The organism is Oceanobacillus longus (assembly GCF_042650085.1).
Taxonomy (GTDB): Bacteria; Bacillota; Bacilli; order Bacillales; family Amphibacillaceae; genus Oceanobacillus; species Oceanobacillus longus.
This window is the reverse complement of sequence record NZ_JBHSAO010000003.1, coordinates 127104-145148: the sequence shown is the minus strand read 5'-3', so window position 1 is coordinate 145148 and position 18045 is coordinate 127104. Positions and strand designations below refer to the sequence as shown.

Here is an 18045-nt window from a genome sequence, read left to right as displayed (position 1 = left end):
ATGTTAGGATAAGTTTATACATTTTATAAGGAGGCTCTGCAGCATGTTAGTGAAAGAAGAAAAAATCCTGCAAACTTACTTTGGTTACGAATCCTTTCGCCCCGGACAGCAGGATACGATCGATCACATTTTACAGTTCAATAATACACTCGCTGTCATGCCAACCGGTGGCGGTAAATCACTATGTTACCAGATTCCCGGTTTATCCATGGATGGAACTGCAATTATCATATCCCCTTTAATCTCTCTTATGAAGGATCAAGTAGATGCACTACAGGCGTTGGGTATCCCCGCTACCTTCATCAACAGCTCACTTTCAACAGGTGAACAGCAAACCCGATTACGTGACGTGGAGAAGGGCCGGTATAAATTTGTCTATGTTGCACCTGAACGCTTTGAATCCGGTTCTTTTGTAAATGTAATCAAACGCATCCCCCTTGCACTCGTTGCGTTCGATGAAGCACATTGTATATCCCAATGGGGACATGATTTCAGACCAAGCTATCGTTCCATCGTCCCCAACTTAAAAAGACTGTCCAATATTCCTGTCTTTGTGGCATTAACCGCTACAGCAACAGAGGAAGTTATCTCTGATATTCAGGAACTATTAACTATTACGGACAACCATGTCGTCAATACTGGATTTGAACGAGCTAATTTATCATTCCATATTGTAAAAGGTAAAGATAAATCGTCTTACATACGATCATTTTTAGATGAACATCAAGAAGAGTCTGGAATTATTTATACCGCTACCAGAAAACAGGCAGACGCTTTGTATGACCAGCTTTCCAAACGCGGGATTACCGTTGCCAAGTATCATGCCGGATTATCGGAAGAAGAACGTAAGCAGGCACAGTCTGCATTCATCCATGATGAAAAATCGATTATGATAGCAACGAATGCATTCGGCATGGGAATCGATAAGTCTAATGTTCGATATGTCATTCACTATGCAATGCCTATGAATATCGAATCCTATTATCAGGAAGCAGGAAGAGCCGGGCGTGACGGTGAACCAAGTGATTGTATCCTCCTCTTCTCCCCACAGGATGTGCAACTGCAGAAGTTCTTAATCGAGCAATCCCAGATGGACGATGCTTCCAAGCAAAATGAATACCGTAAATTACAAGCGATGATCAATTACTGTCATACACACGGTTGCCTGACATCATTTATTTTGGATTATTTTGATGATACCGTAATAAAGACAACATGTGGTCGGTGCAGTAACTGCGTGGAGCGCCAAGAAAAAGTTGATATTACAGAAGAAGCGCAAATGATCTTATCTTGTGTGAAACGAATGGGAGAACGGTTCGGTGTTGGAATGACTGCCAAAGTTCTGAAAGGGTCAAAAGATAAAAAAATAAAAGATTTCCGTCTCGATAAAATTTCCACGTATGGAATATTGTCTGCCTATACAGAGAAAGAGCTCACCGAACGAGTTCACTTTCTTATTGCAGAGCAACTACTCGGAACCGAAGAGGGACAATATCCGACATTACGGTTGAACAAAAACTCCGTAGACGTGTTGAAAGGGAATCGACATGTTGAGATGTATACAGCTCCAATTCCAACGAGTGATGACGCTGATTACCATGAGGACTTATTTACAGAACTTCGTGTACTACGGAAGCAAATTGCAGATGAGAAAAATGTACCGCCGTATGTACTGTTCTCCGATGCAACTTTGAAGGAACTAAGTCGTTATTTCCCCACTTCTAAAGAAGACATGTTGGAAATCAAGGGGGTCGGCGAAAGGAAATACGAACAGTATGGTGACGACTTCTTGACCGTTATCAAGGAATGGCGAGCAGCACACCAGGATGTGAAACAAAAAATAAGGATTAGTGATTCTGCAACGAGCCGACCAAAGACAAAGAAAACAGACGATGACCGGCCGAGTCATTTGATTAGCTATCAAATGTTTCAATCAGGGAAAACTATTAAAGATATTGCAGCAATACGTGACTTTTCAAAAATGACTATCGAGAATCATATCTTTAAAGCATTTCAGGATGGCTACCCGCTCGCATGGGGAATCTTTTTTGATGAGACGGAAGAAGCTACTGTGATTGCTGCACATAGTCAACTTGAGGAGAAGAAGTTAAAGCCACTGAAGGAAGCATTACCAGAAGAATACGACTATACGAAGATTAAAGCAGTTTTGATTAAAAATGAATTGATGTAAAAGAAACCGCCCGTAAGTATATAACGATGGGCGGTTATTTATTAGCCTAAACACGGAATAAAAATAGCGATGCACCTCGCAAGAGATGCATCGCCATTTTTTATCTAGGTAATTTTTGTAATGTCTGTCGCTTTATAAACCTCGCAGTTGAGATAAAGCGAACTAACCTCTACCTTTATTAGATCCTATCCACAAAGTGACGTAACTTCTGGGTGGTATTCTAAGATGTGTGCTATTGCTGTCGTCCGGAATCGCTACGGGCGGATGCCGGACTGGTGAAGCTGTAGGATGTTATTTTATCTATTAGCAAGTGAAGTCATTGTCAGCAACCTTCCAGCTATGGGAAATACACGTAGACTTCTGCGGGAGGAAAGGCATAGGTGAGACTCTGAAATGCGTCAGCATGAAGAGGCTCACCAGCCGCCCGCGAAAAGCGAAGTGTATTTCCCATAGCGGTCGCCGAAGCTTCTACATCAACCAGCAGTTACTTCGGAGTTTATATATTTTATGAAATAATAACAATTTCTTTCGGGTAGGACGAGTAAAAGCAGTCCCACTGCCCTAGACTGCCTTTATTTATTACTCACCTTTTACATTCAGTGCCCATGTTCCATTACGGAATACAGCTTCGGTTGTACCGTCTGCTAGTACACCATCAATGTCCATTTTTTCCGAGCCAATCATGAAGTCCACATGGATGAGACTATCGTTTACACCATGCTTATCTAGCTCTTCACCACTCATCGCCGATCCACCTTCCAGATTAGTTGGATAAGCTTTTCCTAAAGCAATATGACAAGAAGCGTTCTCATCAAATAATGTATTATAAAAAATCAGTCCGGATTGGGATACAGGTGATTCATGTGGTACTAATGCAATTTCACCAAGTCTCTTTGCACCTTCATCAGAGTCGAGCAGATGCTTTAGTACAGCTTCCCCTTGCTCTGCTTTGAAATCAACTACTTGTCCATCCTTAAAGGTAAGACTGAAGTTATCAATCAGACTGCCACCATAGTTAAGCGGCTTCGTGCTGGCAACTGTTCCATTGACACCATATTTGTGTGGCATTGAAAATACTTCTTCTGTTGGAATATTTGGATTGAATGTAACACCGCCTTCTGAAACAGCCGATCCACCTTTCCATATATGTCCTTCAGGTAGTTCCAATTCCAAATCTGTTCCAGGTGCTTTAAAAATAAGCTTCTTGTAATTTCTATCATTCAATACTTCACGTGCTGTTTTTAATGTCTCATTGTGTGCATCCCAGGCTGCAATTGGATCTTCCTGATCAACACGGACAATTTTCAAGATGGCATTCCATAGGCTATCGATTGCATCTTCTTTTGATTGTTCCGGAAAGATTTTTTGTGCCCAGTCGCCTGATGGAATGGAAATAATGGACCAAGTAATTTTGTCATTCATTGTATATTTACGGAAATTTACCATTGCTTCTGCTGCTGCTTTATTTGCTTTTGCTACACGGGAAGGATCTATGTCTTTTAATAAATCCGGATTTGTTGAACGAATGTTTAATACTGCTCCACCATCTTCTGCAAGCGCATCATGAAGTTTTACTCTCCATTCCGGATAGTCGGCAATCACTTCATCGGGAGCGTTCTCATATCTCAACAACGTCAATTCGTCATCAGTCCAGTTAATATGTACGTCTTTCGCACCTAGTTTATAAGCTTTGCGAACAACAATTTTTGTGAAGTCTGCTCCTTCAATTGGGGCATTAATCATCAAAGTTTGTCCTTTTTGTAAGTTAACTCCTGTTTGTAACGCTAACTCCGCATATTTTTCCTGAGTCTGTTGGCTCACCATAATTTAACCTCCACAAGATATTTCGTATTATATATTACTAAAAAAGCGTATCGTAACCAGTATACCTTATCACTATCTCCCTACACACACTATATACCTATTATTTCATATTACCCGAAAAATTACCAAAATTCATTTCCCTCTAAGAAGTATCTTCGCCTGTATGATCCTAAAATTTTTCAATTCTATTTACGTTATAAAGGTATTATGTTAAAATGTAGAATAAGTTACTTTTTGTAATTCATGTAGAAATAATGACAATAACTAATATAAAGGCGATTTATAAAAGAGTGAGGTGATCTTCATGGAGATCTTATGTCCAAGGTTTGAAAAGGCTATGGGGCTTCTTAGTACACGTTGGGTTGGTTTAATACTGTTTGAACTATTAAAGGGCACGAAGCGCTTTTCAGAGATGGAAACAGATTTGCCCATAAGCGGAAGACTACTCTCTGACCGATTAAAGTTACTCGAAAAAGAAGGTATCGTTGAACGCAACATCTATTCCGAGTTTCCTGTTCGTATCGAATATTCCTTATCGGACAAAGGAAAAAGTCTGGAACCAGTCATAAAAGAAATTCAAAACTGGGCCAATAACAACGTTACACCAGAAGAACTGGAAGACCAAAACGCTTAATATTATAAAGGACTGCATTGGCAGTCCTTTTTGTTTTTTATTTAAATTAGTTAATAACCGTGCACTTCCGCTTTTGTACATTATTCCATTACATATTTCGTTCCGAATGTTTTGGCTAGTTCTTTGGAGTTCTTTCTTCTTTCTTCGCGACGTTTCGCCCTGAGTGGGGCGCTCTCATGGAGCATTTTTTCGTGATCTGATTCGGGATAAACTGGCGAGACCGGGACTGGTTTGCCATCTGAATCAACTGCTACAAATGTCATAAATGCTGTCGTACATACTTGTCTTTCTCCTGTTACAATATCTTCAGTTATTGCCTTTGAGAAAACTTCCATCGACGTGTGGTGTGTCCATGTCACAAATGCCTCTATGGAGATGTAATGCCCAACTTTTACTGGTGCAAGGAAATCAACTGAGTCTGTTGATGCTGTAACTACGGGGTTTTTGGCATGTTTTACTGCAGCAATTCCAGCAATATCATCTAAATGCGCCATTAACTTGCCACCAAAAAGTGTTCCATAAGCGTTTGTATCAGGTGGAAGGACGTGTGTTGTTTTTAATGCAATTGATTTTGAACAAGGCTTTGCTTCCATGTGAATTCCTCCTAACAATTTCTGGTTGTAAGAACTATAGGACCGGGGAGATCAATCTTGAAATGGACTCCTTGAAACGTATCCCTACCGATCTCTTTTCATAAAGTTTTTTCGTCATCTGTGTGGATAACTCAATATCTTCGTTAAATTTCTGAACCAATTTTTCGGCGATAACTGGATTATATAAGAATGCATTTACTTCAAAGTTCAGTCGGAAGCTACGAACATCAATATTTGCGGTACCTACCGATGCAATTTTTCCATCTACGATAATTGTTTTCGCATGGAGAAATCCATTTTGATAAATAAATATTTCTGCTCCAGCATTTAAAAGATCGCCACTATTGGAAAGTGTTGCCCAATAGACAAAGGGGTGATCGGGTTTATTCGGGATCATAATTTTTACATCTACACCCGATAATACTGCTATCCGTAATGCATCACGAAGACTCTCATCAGGGATGAAATAGGGAGTTTGAATATACACATATTCCTTTGCGGCCATAATCATTTTAATATAGCCATTCTTGATTTGTTCCCATTCCGAATCAGGACCGCTGGAAACAATTTGTACACCAATATCACCACTGGGACTTGTATTATAAAAATGCTCATCATATTGAACTTTCTCGTGGGAAGCCTGATTCCAATCAAGAATAAAACGCGTCTGCATATTCTGCACAGCATCTCCTGTCAGACGTAAATGCGTGTCCCGCCAGTAGCCAAACTTTTTGTTTTTACCAAGATATTCGTCACCCACATTGAAACCACCGATATAACCGACCTTTCCATCGACAATCGTCAATTTCCTGTGATTTCTATAATTAATTTTAAGATTGAATATAAACTTTGAAGGGAAAAAAGCTTCCACCATGACACCAGCATTTTTCAATCGTTTTATATAGCTTTTTTTTAATGAGCGTGAACCCATAGCATCATACAATAAACGAACATCTACACCTTCGTTTGCCTTTTTGATTAGCACTTCAGCCAGGCGCCCGCCAAGCCCATCACTACGCATAATATAATATTGCATATGAATATGATTGGTCGCCTTCTGCAAATCCAGAATTAATGCATTAAACTTTTCTTCTCCATCGGTAAGAATATCGACATGATTATTTTGCGAAAAAATGGAATCATCATTCCGTAAATGAAGATATACCAAATCTGCGTATGGGGCTAATTTCTGGTTATTAAAGATATGTTCCTTTTCTTCAATTAATCTTAGTTGTGCTTGAACAGCTGTTTTGACACCCATTCTACTTCTTTTATCCCATGTGAAAATCCGTCGTTTGCTTATTGGTTTGCCAAAGATCAAATAAAGGAAAAATCCTGCAATTGGTATAAATAGAAGGACCATTAGCCAAGCCCATGAAGAAGTGGGATCTTTTCTTTCCAAGAATACAATGGAAGCCCCTAATGCTATATTTAAAAAAATGATAAATCCTAATAAAAAAGATAGTATTTCCATGACTGACAGCCCCCTCCTCTTTAGAGTGTGTATGTAATCTTCTACTTTATAATATAGCATAGAAATTTATTCCAAGATAATTAAGACAAATTGACAACGTTAATGTCTTCCATTTCCGCAACTTTTCCCGACTTATAATCGATACAAAACAAAAACACGTCTGCTCCAGCTTTTACTGGTTCAGACGTGTATAAGTGAAGTATACCCTTTTATATTTTGTTTAAAGCCTGATCCAAGTCAGACCAAATATCCTGCCATGCTTCTAGACCGACTGAGAGTCGAATCAATTGATCAGTTATTCCCATTCCTTGACGGGTTTCAGCTGGAATTACTGCATGGGTCATTGTGGCAGGGTGCTCGATCAATGATTCTGCATCTCCAAGACTCACTGCAATTTTTAAGAAAGTTAAATGGTTCAGTACTTGCTGCGCCACTTTCTTATCTCCTTTGATTTCAAAGGAGATAACCCCTCCCCCACGTTTCATTTGCTTTTCTGTGATAGAAATATCAGGGTTCTTTTCGTCATCTGGATAATAAACATATGCTACCTTTTGATGATCCTTTAGTTTTTCTACGATTTTTTCTGCATTATCACAATGACGATCAAGTCTAACAGGCAATGTTTTGAGCCCTCGAATCAAAAGCCAGGCATCGAATGGGGATAGCACACCACCAATATCCTTTTGTGTTGTGCGTGCAACTAAATCGATAAATGATTCTTTCCCTACCGCCAAACCAGCAATAACGTCCCCGTGTCCTCCGATATATTTCGTTGCACTATGAATAACGACATCACAACCGAGGTCTAGTGGGCGTTGTAAATATGGGGTAGAAAACGTATTATCAACGACTACAGGTATATGATATTCTCTTGCAACTTCAGCTACCATCTGTAAATCGATGAGCCTCATTGTCGGATTGATTGGTGTCTCCACATAAATGACAACAGTTTCAGGTTTTATGGCCGCTCGGAGTTCAGCTTTTGTTTTCATATCCGTGTAATTCGTAATGATATTGTATTTTTCTTCCATCATCGTCAATAGTCCAAATGTGCAACCGTACAATCCAGAAGAACAGACAATGTGATCATTTGCCTTGGTCAATGCAATTAAGACAGCTGAGACTGCCGCCATGCCTGACCCAAAAGCAAGACCTTTTTCACCGTTTTCCAATGCTGCCATCCGATCTTCAAGGACACGAACAGTCGGGTTACCAAGTCGGGAGTAAATATACCCCTCTTCTTCACCAGCGAAGCGACGTTCTCCTTGTTCTGCATTTTCAAAAGTGTAAGTAGAAGTTTGAAAAATTGGTGGAGTGAGACTTCCAAGCATATTTTTTGAATCATAGCCCTGATGGATGACAGCAGTTTCAAAATGGTCCTGTTTCTTTTTCATGAAATGACTCCCTTCACATACATTTACAATTTATAATCTTTACTACTATCATAAAGGAAATCGCACTTACTTGAAAGCGTTTTCTTCAATGGTTTCCAAGCCCATTTATTGCTTTATTCATTTTTTCAATCTACTATTATCATAGTCTCATTTGAAAAGGAGTAAAAAGATGGATAGTCGTCAGACAAAGCTAGGGATTCTATATACATTCAGTGCATATCTCCTATGGGGTTTTCTTACAATGTACTGGAAACAGCTCGAATATGTTCCTGCTGGCCAAATTCTAGCGTATCGCATTGTATGGTCATGTGCTTTTATGCTTCTGCTTGTTATTTCATTAGGAAAATGGCGGCCATTCATTCGCGAATGCCATGCAATTATTAAGGATAGAAAAAAGTTATTTGGTATTACTGCAGCTTCTATCGTCATCAGTTTGAATTGGTTTTTATTTATTTGGGCAGTTGTCAGTGGCCATGTACTACAGGCAAGTCTGGGCTATTATATTAATCCTTTAATCAGTATTTTACTTGGGATAATAATCTTAAAGGAGTCCGTCTCAAAAGGACAGGTCATTTCTTTTATCCTTGCTGCAGCTGGTGTGCTTTACCTTACTTTCAGCTATGGTGTTTTCCCATGGGTATCTCTGCTGCTGGCCACATCGTTCGCATTGTATGGCTTGTTGAAAAAAACGGTTGATATTGGTGCTTTATATGGTTTAACGATTGAAACAATGATTGTTGCTCCAGTTGCCCTTATTTATTTATGGGTAATTCCAGTAAATTCCTTTACGATTCAGCCATTTATTACCGCTACAAATCTATATTTAATTGGAGCTGGAATCGCAACAGCTGTTCCTTTATTACTCTTTTCAAGTGGAGCCAAACAGATCCCTTTAGCAATGGTAGGTTTCCTGCAGTACATCACACCAACCATGATGCTTATTTTAGGTGTATTTCTTTACAATGAAACGTTCACCACGGCCCATTTAATTACATTTATCCTTATATGGACTGCATTGTTCATCTATATGTTCTCTGTCTACAAAAGACCAAAGAGACAGACCAAATCGGAATAGCTTGTATAGGTTCCAACAGTTAACTGGGGTAAACTAGAATATCTTTAATAACCACTTTGGTAACCTTGGTAAAAAAAGGATGTTTTCGTACTGTTTATAGCCGTTTAATCATCACAGAGTTGAGATAAACTAAGAACTAGAATAGGGAACTTCGGCGATCGCTCTGGGAAATACACTGCGCTTTTCGCGGGCGGCTGGTGAGCCTCTTCATGCTGACGCATTTCAGAGTCTCACCTATGCCTTCCTCCCGCAGAAGTCTCCGTGTATTTCCCATAGCTAGTTAGAAGGTTGCTGACAATTACTTCTTGCGAATAGCTGAAATAGCATCACATTATACAGCTTCACCAGTCCGGGTGAGCGGCGGGCGGTGACTCCTGCGGCAATAGCACGTGTCCGAAGACCCCGGAGAGTGGGTTTCTCGAGGAGGCTGAGGCCGTGCCCGCGGAAAGCATCCGCCCAGAGCGATCACGGACGGCAGCAGAAGTACTTATCTCCCAGGATAAACCTAGGTTACGTCGCAATTTATAGAAAAGGTAATTAAAGTAATCGTAAATAGCTTTGGCGTATAAATATATCCAACCCTCCTAATCTACCAAGACTTATATGTCCATTTCACTCTGCGAAAGTTGAGTTAAATATTAATTTTTCAGAAACCTTATTGACAATTATTCGAAAACATTATATACTCACACTAATATAATAAAGCAATCTCTTATTGAGAGTGGTGGAGGGAATAGGCCCTGCGAAACCCGGCAACCATAGAGCAGACTCGTCTGTTGTTAAAGGTGCTAAATCCTACAGATCATCGATTGATCTGGAAGATAAGAGGAGGACTGATTCGTACATACGCCCTCTTCTTAGGAAGAGGGCTTTTTGCTTATCCTCTTCCTCCAGATATGAAGAAAACTAATTAAATGGGAGGAATTACTTATGACAAAATTTCATGTTCAAAATTCAGAAACCGTATTACTTCACGGAGGCCAGCAGCCAGATCCAACAACAGGTTCACGGGCAGTTCCAATCTATCAAACTACTTCTTATGTATTCCGGGACACAGAACACGCACAAAATTTGTTTGGATTAGCTGAGCCGGGAAATATTTATTCAAGAATAATGAATCCGACAGTGGATGCATTTGAACAACGAGTAGCTCAACTCGAAGACGGCATAGGGGCTGTAGCTACTTCATCAGGGATGGCCGCAATTACCCTGGCAATCTTGAATATTGCAGGCTCTGGTGATGAAATTATTGCAGATAGTAATCTATATGGCGGTACATACAATCTATTTGCTACGACACTTCCTCGTTATGGAATAAACGTCAAATTTGTTGATGGAACCAATCCAGATGAAATTGAAGCAGCAATAACTGATAAAACAAAAGCTGTTTTTGGAGAAATTATAACGAATCCAAGTCTTTATGTATTTGATGTAGAAAAGGTTGCCGATATTGCCCATGCACACGGAATTCCTTTAATTATCGATAATACCTTTGCCACACCATATATTGCAAAACCAATTACGTGGGGCGCTGATATTGTTGTTCATTCTGCAACAAAGTGGATTGGAGGACATGGGACAACGATTGGTGGCATTGTGGTAGACGGCGGAAGATTCAATTGGGATAACGGACGTTTCCCGGGATTCACAGAGCCTGATGAGAGCTACAATGGATTGAAATACAAAGATCTTGGCCCAGCTGCTTTTATTACAAAATTACGTGTTCAATTATTACGTGATATTGGAGCTTGCCTAAGTCCACAAAACGCATTTCTACTTTTACAAGGTCTCGAAACACTTCACTTGCGTATTGAAAGACACACAGAAAATGCACAAAAGGTTGCACAATATTTACAGAAGCATCCTGCTGTGGAATGGATTAGTTTCCCTGGACTGGCAGAACATCCTTCTCATAAGCTTGCCCAGAAATATTTCAAACTCGGCTATGGTTCCATTATAACTTTCGGTATTAAAGGTGGTCGTGATGCCGGCAGAAAGTTGATTGACAGTGTAAAGCTATGGTCACATGTTGCCAATGTTGGAGATGCAAAATCATTAATTATTCACCCTGCCTCAACAACACATCAACAATTAAGTGCTGAGGAATTGAAAAAAAGCGGTGTGACGGAAGAACTTGTTCGTCTATCCATTGGACTCGAAGCTGTTGAGGACATACTTGCAGATTTGGATCAGGCAATCGGCAATGCAACGGGACAAACAGGTTTAACAAACGTGTCAGAAGAAGCAGAGGCAATCAAATGGCTCCTTTCATCACCATTTGACCGTAGTAACGGATTACGTCCAAAGGTAATTGCAAGCATCGATATTGATCATGCTTCCAGACTCACTTTGGAAAAACAAGGATTCAAGGTTATCCAGATTGGAGAAGGTTCGGAGGAAGCGTACGAGAAATTAACAGCGTACCCGTCCCCCATTGATGCATTATGGGTAAACAGCAAGGAACTCCCTTCCACTATTATTGAGCAACTAATTAATAAAGAAGGGAAAATTATCTTTGCCGAGCATACAAACAATCAGGAATTATTAGAACATGCCGAAGCTGCGGGAATAATCCTTATTAAAGGTAAAAATCCTGCTGAAGAAGCTCTTGCCATCCGTAGTAATTCATTGAGGGAGACGATAAACGTTTGATGAAAACTGGTTTACAAATCCATAACTTAGGGAATGTTCTTTAATACCATAACAAAAATCGCCTTCTTCAATGAAGGTGATTTTTTTAGTTCAAAAGTTTAACTTCTTATTTTATTGATAACACTATTAAAAGGATGTTTATAAAGGTAATATAAGAGTTGGAAAACCTATCGAAAATTGAAAACTTTCATAGATTGGTATTTGCTTCAATAGGGTATATGATTAGAATAGATTTAGATGGACAAATAGACATTCCTTTACATAAAATATAACAGCTAACTGCTTAGGTGTGATGACATGAAGAAAAAAAGTATATTTATTATTTTAGTAATCGTAATTATTAGTAGTACGGCAATTATTTATTTTATGAATCAAACAGATTCGAAAACCTCCGAGCCTTTTATGAAATCCGAGGAAGCGGAAAAAGAGTCACAATTGGAAGAACAGATAGAATTCGAAGAAGAAGAGGAAACGAATGAGGCTGAATCGGAAGAAACAGAACAACGGACATTTCCACAGATTATAGCTGAAACAGTACAAAGCACAGTGGACTTCTTTACAAACCAGGAGACTCATATTGTCGCTATTGGCGATTCCCTTACACAAGGTGTTGGTGACGAAACAGAACAAAACGGGTACGTAGGGATTTTGGATCGGACGATAAATGGCAACAAGCAAATTGCTCAAATTGATAACTTCGGAAAGCGTGGAAACCGGACAGATCACCTATTAATGCGTTTAGAAGATGAGGAAATTGCGAGTTCTATTAAGGATGCCGATATCGTATTGATTACCATTGGTGCCAATGATATTATGCAAGTAGCTAAAGAAAACTTCACCAATCTGGTAATGGAGGATTTTGTTTTTGAACTGGATAATTACGAGAAAAGACTCCGTGAAATATTTGAAGAAATTCGCAGACTGAACCCGGATACTAAAATCTACCTGCTTGGGTTTTATAACCCATTTAAACAATATTTTCAGGATATAAAAGAACTGGATTTAATCGTCGAAACTTGGAACACTACCGGAAATAATGTTGTGAGCGACTATGAAAATACAACTTTTATACCTACGGAAGATTTATTTACAGATACGGATACAGACCCAGAGACAACTCTATTTGCTGATGATAATTTCCACCCGAACTATGAAGGATATTATCGGATTGCCAAACGGGTACTTGAATATATTACGATTAGATAAGGATGAACGCTATGAAAGAAAGAATACAGCGTTTGAAGATGAAGAATAAATGGAAAAAGCTTTTTTATAGCTTACTTGCCTTTAATATATTTATCATTATACTGTTGCTTTCACTCATTTTTTGGCCTGTATCAGAAAACGAAATACCAGTTACGGAAGAACAAATGGAACAGGATAGTTCTGAATTTGTTATACGGACATCGAAACAAAATTTGAACAGTCTAGTCAATGCCTATATTGAAAAGTTACTGGGAGATACAAGACATCATTACAGAATCTCCTTGGAAGATGATGTACATCTGATTGGTGAGCTTCCTGTATTTTCAACAACTGTTCCGCTATCCGTTCATTTTGAACCCTTAGTCCAGGAGAATGGGGACCTGATTTTACAACAACGATCCATATCCGTAGGGCTACTTGAGCTCCCAAATCAAAAAATCATGGAATATATGGATAAATATCTTCCTATGCCTGAATGGGTTACCGTTAATCCAAAAGAACAGGAAATATATGTTGCCGTTACAGATATGGATATTCAAAGTAACTTTCAAGTTGCCGTTCAAACAATTGATTTAGAGGCCAACAATCTTGCCTTTAAATTAAAAATCCCTTATGAAACATTAGGGATCGAAATGCTAAGAGATTAATTAGAAGGAGCTGCATGAAAAAATGCATCTCCTTCTCTGTATACTATTCATATACTTCCATCATCTTTTGAATTTGACGTTTCATCCGTTCTTTCAGATGTTCAGGCTCAAGCACTTTTGCCTTATTCCCCCAGGTCAAAATCCAATTAATTAATCCATCCGATAGCTTTGCCTTTGTTTTTAAAACGAAATAATTTTCATCGAGCTCTTTCATATCTGCTTCTTGTCCAAAACGATCGAGCACTACATTCACAAGATCTTTATGAAATCGAATTTTGATCCATATTTCCTCTCCTGCAAACATATGGAAGCTTTGATTGACATAGTCTTGTAGATTAAAATTTTTACGGACAAATTTAGTTTCATTTATTTTAATATGACGTATTCGATCAAGGCGATAATGTCGCATTTGATCATTTTGTTGAAAACGGCCGATCAGATAATAGTAATCATTTTGCCAAATTAACGCATAGGGTTCCACGAAGTATTGATCACCATCTCTGTTGTATTCAAATTCCTTATGTATGTTGTATTTCCCATATTGATAGGTAAGCACCCTCTTCTCCGATATAGCTCTATGTACAAAATCAATATTGAGTTTTACCATCTCATAATCCATACTCGATGTTTGACTGAATAGGATAGGTTCCGGCAATGTATTTGCTATTCGTTTGCTTGTCAGCTTTTTCACTTTATCAATCAAATTATTCTTTTCCTTTTCTGTAATAAAGCGCGCCGATAATACCGCATCAATAATTAATCGTAACTCGTATGTTTCAAACAAACGTGCCTGGTGACTATATAGAATCTTCCCAAACTTTCCTGTATTGCGTACTATTTCGAAATCTGTCTCATCCAGTATTTCCAGGTCCCGTTTGATTGTCCGTTTGTCAAAACTCGTATCTGTCATCTCCAACTGCAAACGTTCAATCATTTCCTGAATTCCCAATTCATTCTGTTCATCGGTTTTTTCAAATAACAACTTTCTTAAATTTAATAACCGATAATTACTCTCACGTTCCATAACCTCATCTCCTAATAAATAGCTTAACAGATTTACGCATCCTTAATAAAGGCTCTTGCATAAGTGTTTTTCTTTTTAATCGTCTCAGTTGAGGTAAACTTTGAAGTAACTTATCTCGCCGTCCGGGATCGCTCTGGGCGGATGCGCATCCTTAGGGCACGGCCTCAGGCCCGAAGAGAAAACCACTCTTCAGGTCTTCGGACACGTCTGTTCTAAGCAGGAGTCACCGCCCGCCGCTCACCCGGACTGGTGAAGCTGTAGGAGGTTATTTTATCTATTAGCAAGTGTAGTCATAGTCAGCAACCTTCCAGCTCTGGGAAATATACGAAGACTCCAGCGGGAGGAAAGGCATAGGTGAGACTCTGAAATGCGTTAGCATGAAGAGGCTCACCAGCCGCCCGCGGAAAGCGAAGTATATTTCCCAGAGCTGTCGCCGAAGCTTCTGCATACTATAGAAAAATCAGCAGTTACTTCGGAGTTAATAGATTTTATGAAATAACAACATCTCTTTCCGGCGGGACGAGGAGTGTGCAGTGCCTATCTTCTAAAAAAAAGCTTAATAAATGAAAAAAGAACCATTTACAGAGTATATGGTTCTTACTTTATGACCAAGCGCTTAAATCGATTGGATAATAGAAAAATAAATGATTGCTTTGGCAAAGTCTCTTCGATAGTAATTTCTCGTTGATCTTGATAGTCTTCAAGTACTCCTTGATACACCAATTGCATACCAGGGTAATTGCGAATATCTGTAGGAGTAATAAAACAGGCTGGCTTTTCAAACTTAAACTTATCCAGATCTCTTAAAACGGTCGCAACGAATTGAGAACAAAATAGAGCAGATTTACGATTAATTTCAATATCCAGCATCACACCAAACAATCCAATAAAATTATATTTATAGTATTCTTTCCTTGTTTCGATCTCTTTAATATTTTCAATAACAGCGGAATAATCTTCGTCCGAAACTGAAAAACTGTATATTTCACAGGACGCTTTTTTTAGAAACTCACTTTCAATATCTTCTTTTATAAACCCACCGATAAACGGATTTCTTGGTTGCTTTCTTCCAAAACTGTATAATTCATTAAGCTGTGGATCAAAACCGATGGATACATGGTTCAGTGACTTCTTTGTATAATAATTTATCGCTTTCGATAAATAGCTTCCCGTATCCGTAAAAAGAAAATAAATCAGCTTTTCACCCATTTACTTTCCCCCTTTCAAAGGTTGGGCGATCTTTTTATTCTTCTTTTAAAACAACTGCCTTTTGTACTACTATTACAAAAAATCAGGAAATATACAAGACTTTTTTTTACACTCTATAAAATAACTTCCTATTTATATAGCATATGAAACTTTTAAGTATTTGGAAACTGTGAATAACTATAGATATATCTAAAACATTTTACTACGATATCTTGCAATCTTACGCTAAATAACGTAAGCTTACGATGATTACTATTTATTTATTGGAGGAAAAACCAAGAATGATAACTGTTAATAATGTAAGTTTACGATATGGCGATAAAAAGTTGTTTGAAGATGTAAATCTTAAATTTACACCTGGAAACTGCTATGGGGTTATTGGTGCAAATGGTGCAGGAAAATCAACTTTCCTAAAAGTGTTATCGGGCGATGTTGAGCCGCAAACAGGCAACGTTTCGATGTCTCCTGGCGAGCGCCTCACTGTTTTGAAGCAGGACCATTATGCTTTTGAAGATCATGATGTCATTGACACTGTATTAATCGGTCATGAGAAATTATATAAAGTGAAACAGGAAAAAGATGCCATCTATATGAAGGCTGATTTTTCTGAGGAAGACGGCATGCGTGCAGCAGAACTTGAAGGCGAATTTGCTGAAATGAATGGTTGGGAAGCAGAATCTGACGCAGCTGTATTACTGAAAGGTCTAGGAATTGAGGAGTCACTTCATAGCATGAAAATGGCCGAACTTCCCGCGGATCAAAAAGTAAAAGTATTGCTTGCTCAAGCTTTATTCGGCACCCCGGATATCCTACTTCTTGATGAGCCGACAAACGGACTTGATATTCAGGCTATTCAATGGTTGGAAGAATTCCTGATTAACTTTAAAAATACCGTCATTGTTGTCTCGCATGATAGACACTTTTTAAATAAAGTGTGTACCCATATTGCCGATGTTGACTTTGGAAAAATCCAGGTATATATCGGGAACTACGATTTCTGGTATGAATCAAGTCAGCTTGCAACACAAATGGCACAAGATGCCAACAAGAAAAAGGAAGAAAAGATTAAAGAACTACAAGCTTTCGTTGCAAGGTTTAGTGCAAATGCATCTAAATCAAAACAGGCTACTTCACGTAAGAAAATGCTTGATAATATTTCCTTAGATGACATTAAACCGTCTTCTCGTAAATATCCATATATCGCATTCACTCCTGAACGTGAGATTGGGAATGATTTACTGCGGGTCGAAGGATTAACGAAAACGATTGGGGATGTGAAAGTTCTCGATAATGTCAGCTTTATCGTGAATAAGGATGATAAAATTGCATTCGTTGGTAAAGATGATGTCGCGAAAACAACTTTATTGAAAATTTTAGCTGGTGAAATCGAGCCTGATGCTGGAACATATAAATGGGGAGTTACAACGTCACAGTCCTATCTTCCAAAAGATAACGCGAAATACTTCGAAAACGGAGAACTTACATTGGTCGACTGGCTTCGTCAATATTCCCCAGAGGATGAGACAGAAACATTTTTACGTGGATTCTTGGGAAGAATGCTGTTCTCTGGCGAAGAAGCCATGAAAAAAGCGAATGTACTATCCGGAGGAGAAAAAGTACGTTGTATGCTATCTAAGATGATGCTATCCCACTCTAATGTACTTATGCTTGATGAGCCAACAAACCATTTGGATTTGGAATCGATTCAATCATTAAACAACGGATTAATTAAATTTAAAGGGTCTATTCTGTTCACATCACATGACCATCAGTTTATTAATAGTATTGCAAACCGCCTGATTGAAATTACTCCAGCAGGCCTTGTTGATAAAGAAATGAGCTATGATGAATATGTTTCAGACCGCAAGTTGCAAAAACAAATAAAAGAAATGTATGCTTAATATAGATTCGGTGGCGACCGAATGGAGAAAAACCGACTAAATCCTGCACATGATGCAGACTTAGTCGGTTTTTCTTTTCATTTCAGAGAATGATAGCCAGATAAATGGAAGCAACTATTAACTTATCAGCGATATTAGTGGGTTTATCGGCGGACTCTCGGGTTTATCGGCGAATTTTTTGTTTTATCGGCGTTTTTCGAATTTTATCGGCGAATGCCTCC

Annotated in this window: 13 protein-coding genes and 1 riboswitch; of the genes, 7 read left to right on the top strand and 6 right to left on the bottom strand. The window is 38.8% G+C overall.

The window, feature by feature from the left end; all coding sequences use genetic code 11:
• Positions 1-43 precede the first annotated feature (43 nt).
• Positions 44-2191, top strand: coding sequence for a DNA helicase RecQ (gene recQ / locus ACFOUV_RS06560; RefSeq protein ID WP_379495991.1), 2148 nt, complete (start codon positions 44-46; stop codon positions 2189-2191).
• 579 nt (positions 2192-2770) lie between these two features.
• Here recQ and ACFOUV_RS06555 read toward each other — a convergent pair.
• Complete coding sequence (locus ACFOUV_RS06555) at positions 2771-4015, bottom strand: aminopeptidase (protein ID WP_379495990.1); 1245 nt, start codon at positions 4013-4015, stop codon at positions 2771-2773.
• Between the two features lie 304 nt (positions 4016-4319).
• On the opposite strand from ACFOUV_RS06555, the gene ACFOUV_RS06550 reads away from it, so the two are divergent.
• Complete coding sequence (locus ACFOUV_RS06550; RefSeq protein WP_379495989.1) at positions 4320-4649, top strand: winged helix-turn-helix transcriptional regulator; 330 nt, start codon at positions 4320-4322, stop codon at positions 4647-4649.
• An 80-nt stretch (positions 4650-4729) separates the two neighbouring features.
• Here the strand turns inward: ACFOUV_RS06550 and ACFOUV_RS06545 are convergent, their stop codons facing one another.
• The 3 genes from ACFOUV_RS06545 to megL all read right to left on the bottom strand — a co-directional run bounded on the left by ACFOUV_RS06545 (position 4730) and on the right by megL (position 8110).
• On the bottom strand, positions 4730-5242 hold the full coding sequence (locus ACFOUV_RS06545; protein ID WP_379495988.1) for an acyl-CoA thioesterase: 513 nt from the start codon (positions 5240-5242) through the stop codon (positions 4730-4732).
• 34 nt (positions 5243-5276) lie between these two features.
• On the bottom strand, positions 5277-6716 hold the full coding sequence (cls, locus tag ACFOUV_RS06540) for a cardiolipin synthase (protein WP_379495987.1): 1440 nt from the start codon (positions 6714-6716) through the stop codon (positions 5277-5279).
• Between the two features lie 209 nt (positions 6717-6925).
• Positions 6926-8110, bottom strand: coding sequence for a methionine gamma-lyase (gene megL, locus ACFOUV_RS06535; protein ID WP_379495986.1), 1185 nt, complete (start codon positions 8108-8110; stop codon positions 6926-6928).
• Positions 8111-8279: 169 nt separating this feature from the next.
• On the opposite strand from megL, the gene rarD reads away from it, so the two are divergent.
• The 4 genes from rarD (at position 8280) to ACFOUV_RS06515 (ending at position 13690) form a co-directional block, all read left to right on the top strand.
• Positions 8280-9185, top strand: coding sequence for an EamA family transporter RarD (gene rarD / locus ACFOUV_RS06530; RefSeq protein WP_379495985.1), 906 nt, complete (start codon positions 8280-8282; stop codon positions 9183-9185).
• A 709-nt stretch (positions 9186-9894) separates the two neighbouring features.
• Positions 9895-10013, top strand: a riboswitch (SAM riboswitch).
• 102 nt (positions 10014-10115) lie between these two features.
• Entirely contained in the window at positions 10116-11837 is a 1722-nt protein-coding gene (locus ACFOUV_RS06525; protein ID WP_379495984.1) for a PLP-dependent aspartate aminotransferase family protein, read from the top strand.
• Between the two features lie 297 nt (positions 11838-12134).
• Complete coding sequence (locus ACFOUV_RS06520) at positions 12135-13043, top strand: SGNH/GDSL hydrolase family protein (RefSeq protein WP_379495983.1); 909 nt, start codon at positions 12135-12137, stop codon at positions 13041-13043.
• An 11-nt stretch (positions 13044-13054) separates the two neighbouring features.
• Positions 13055-13690 (top strand): YpmS family protein, encoded by a 636-nt coding sequence (locus tag ACFOUV_RS06515; RefSeq protein ID WP_379495982.1) that lies wholly within the window; start codon positions 13055-13057, stop codon positions 13688-13690.
• 43 nt (positions 13691-13733) lie between these two features.
• Here the strand turns inward: ACFOUV_RS06515 and ACFOUV_RS06510 are convergent, their stop codons facing one another.
• Entirely contained in the window at positions 13734-14714 is a 981-nt protein-coding gene (locus ACFOUV_RS06510; RefSeq protein ID WP_379495981.1) for a helix-turn-helix transcriptional regulator, read from the bottom strand.
• A gap of 597 nt (positions 14715-15311) precedes the next feature.
• Positions 15312-15923 carry a hypothetical protein gene (locus tag ACFOUV_RS06505; protein ID WP_379495980.1) on the bottom strand — a complete coding sequence of 204 codons (612 nt, stop codon included), beginning with the start codon at positions 15921-15923 and terminating at the stop codon, positions 15312-15314.
• A gap of 281 nt (positions 15924-16204) precedes the next feature.
• Between ACFOUV_RS06505 and ACFOUV_RS06500 the strand changes: the two genes are divergently transcribed.
• Positions 16205-17824 carry an ABC-F family ATP-binding cassette domain-containing protein gene (locus ACFOUV_RS06500; protein WP_379495979.1) on the top strand — a complete coding sequence of 540 codons (1620 nt, stop codon included), beginning with the start codon at positions 16205-16207 and terminating at the stop codon, positions 17822-17824.
• Positions 17825-18045: the final 221 nt, after the last annotated feature.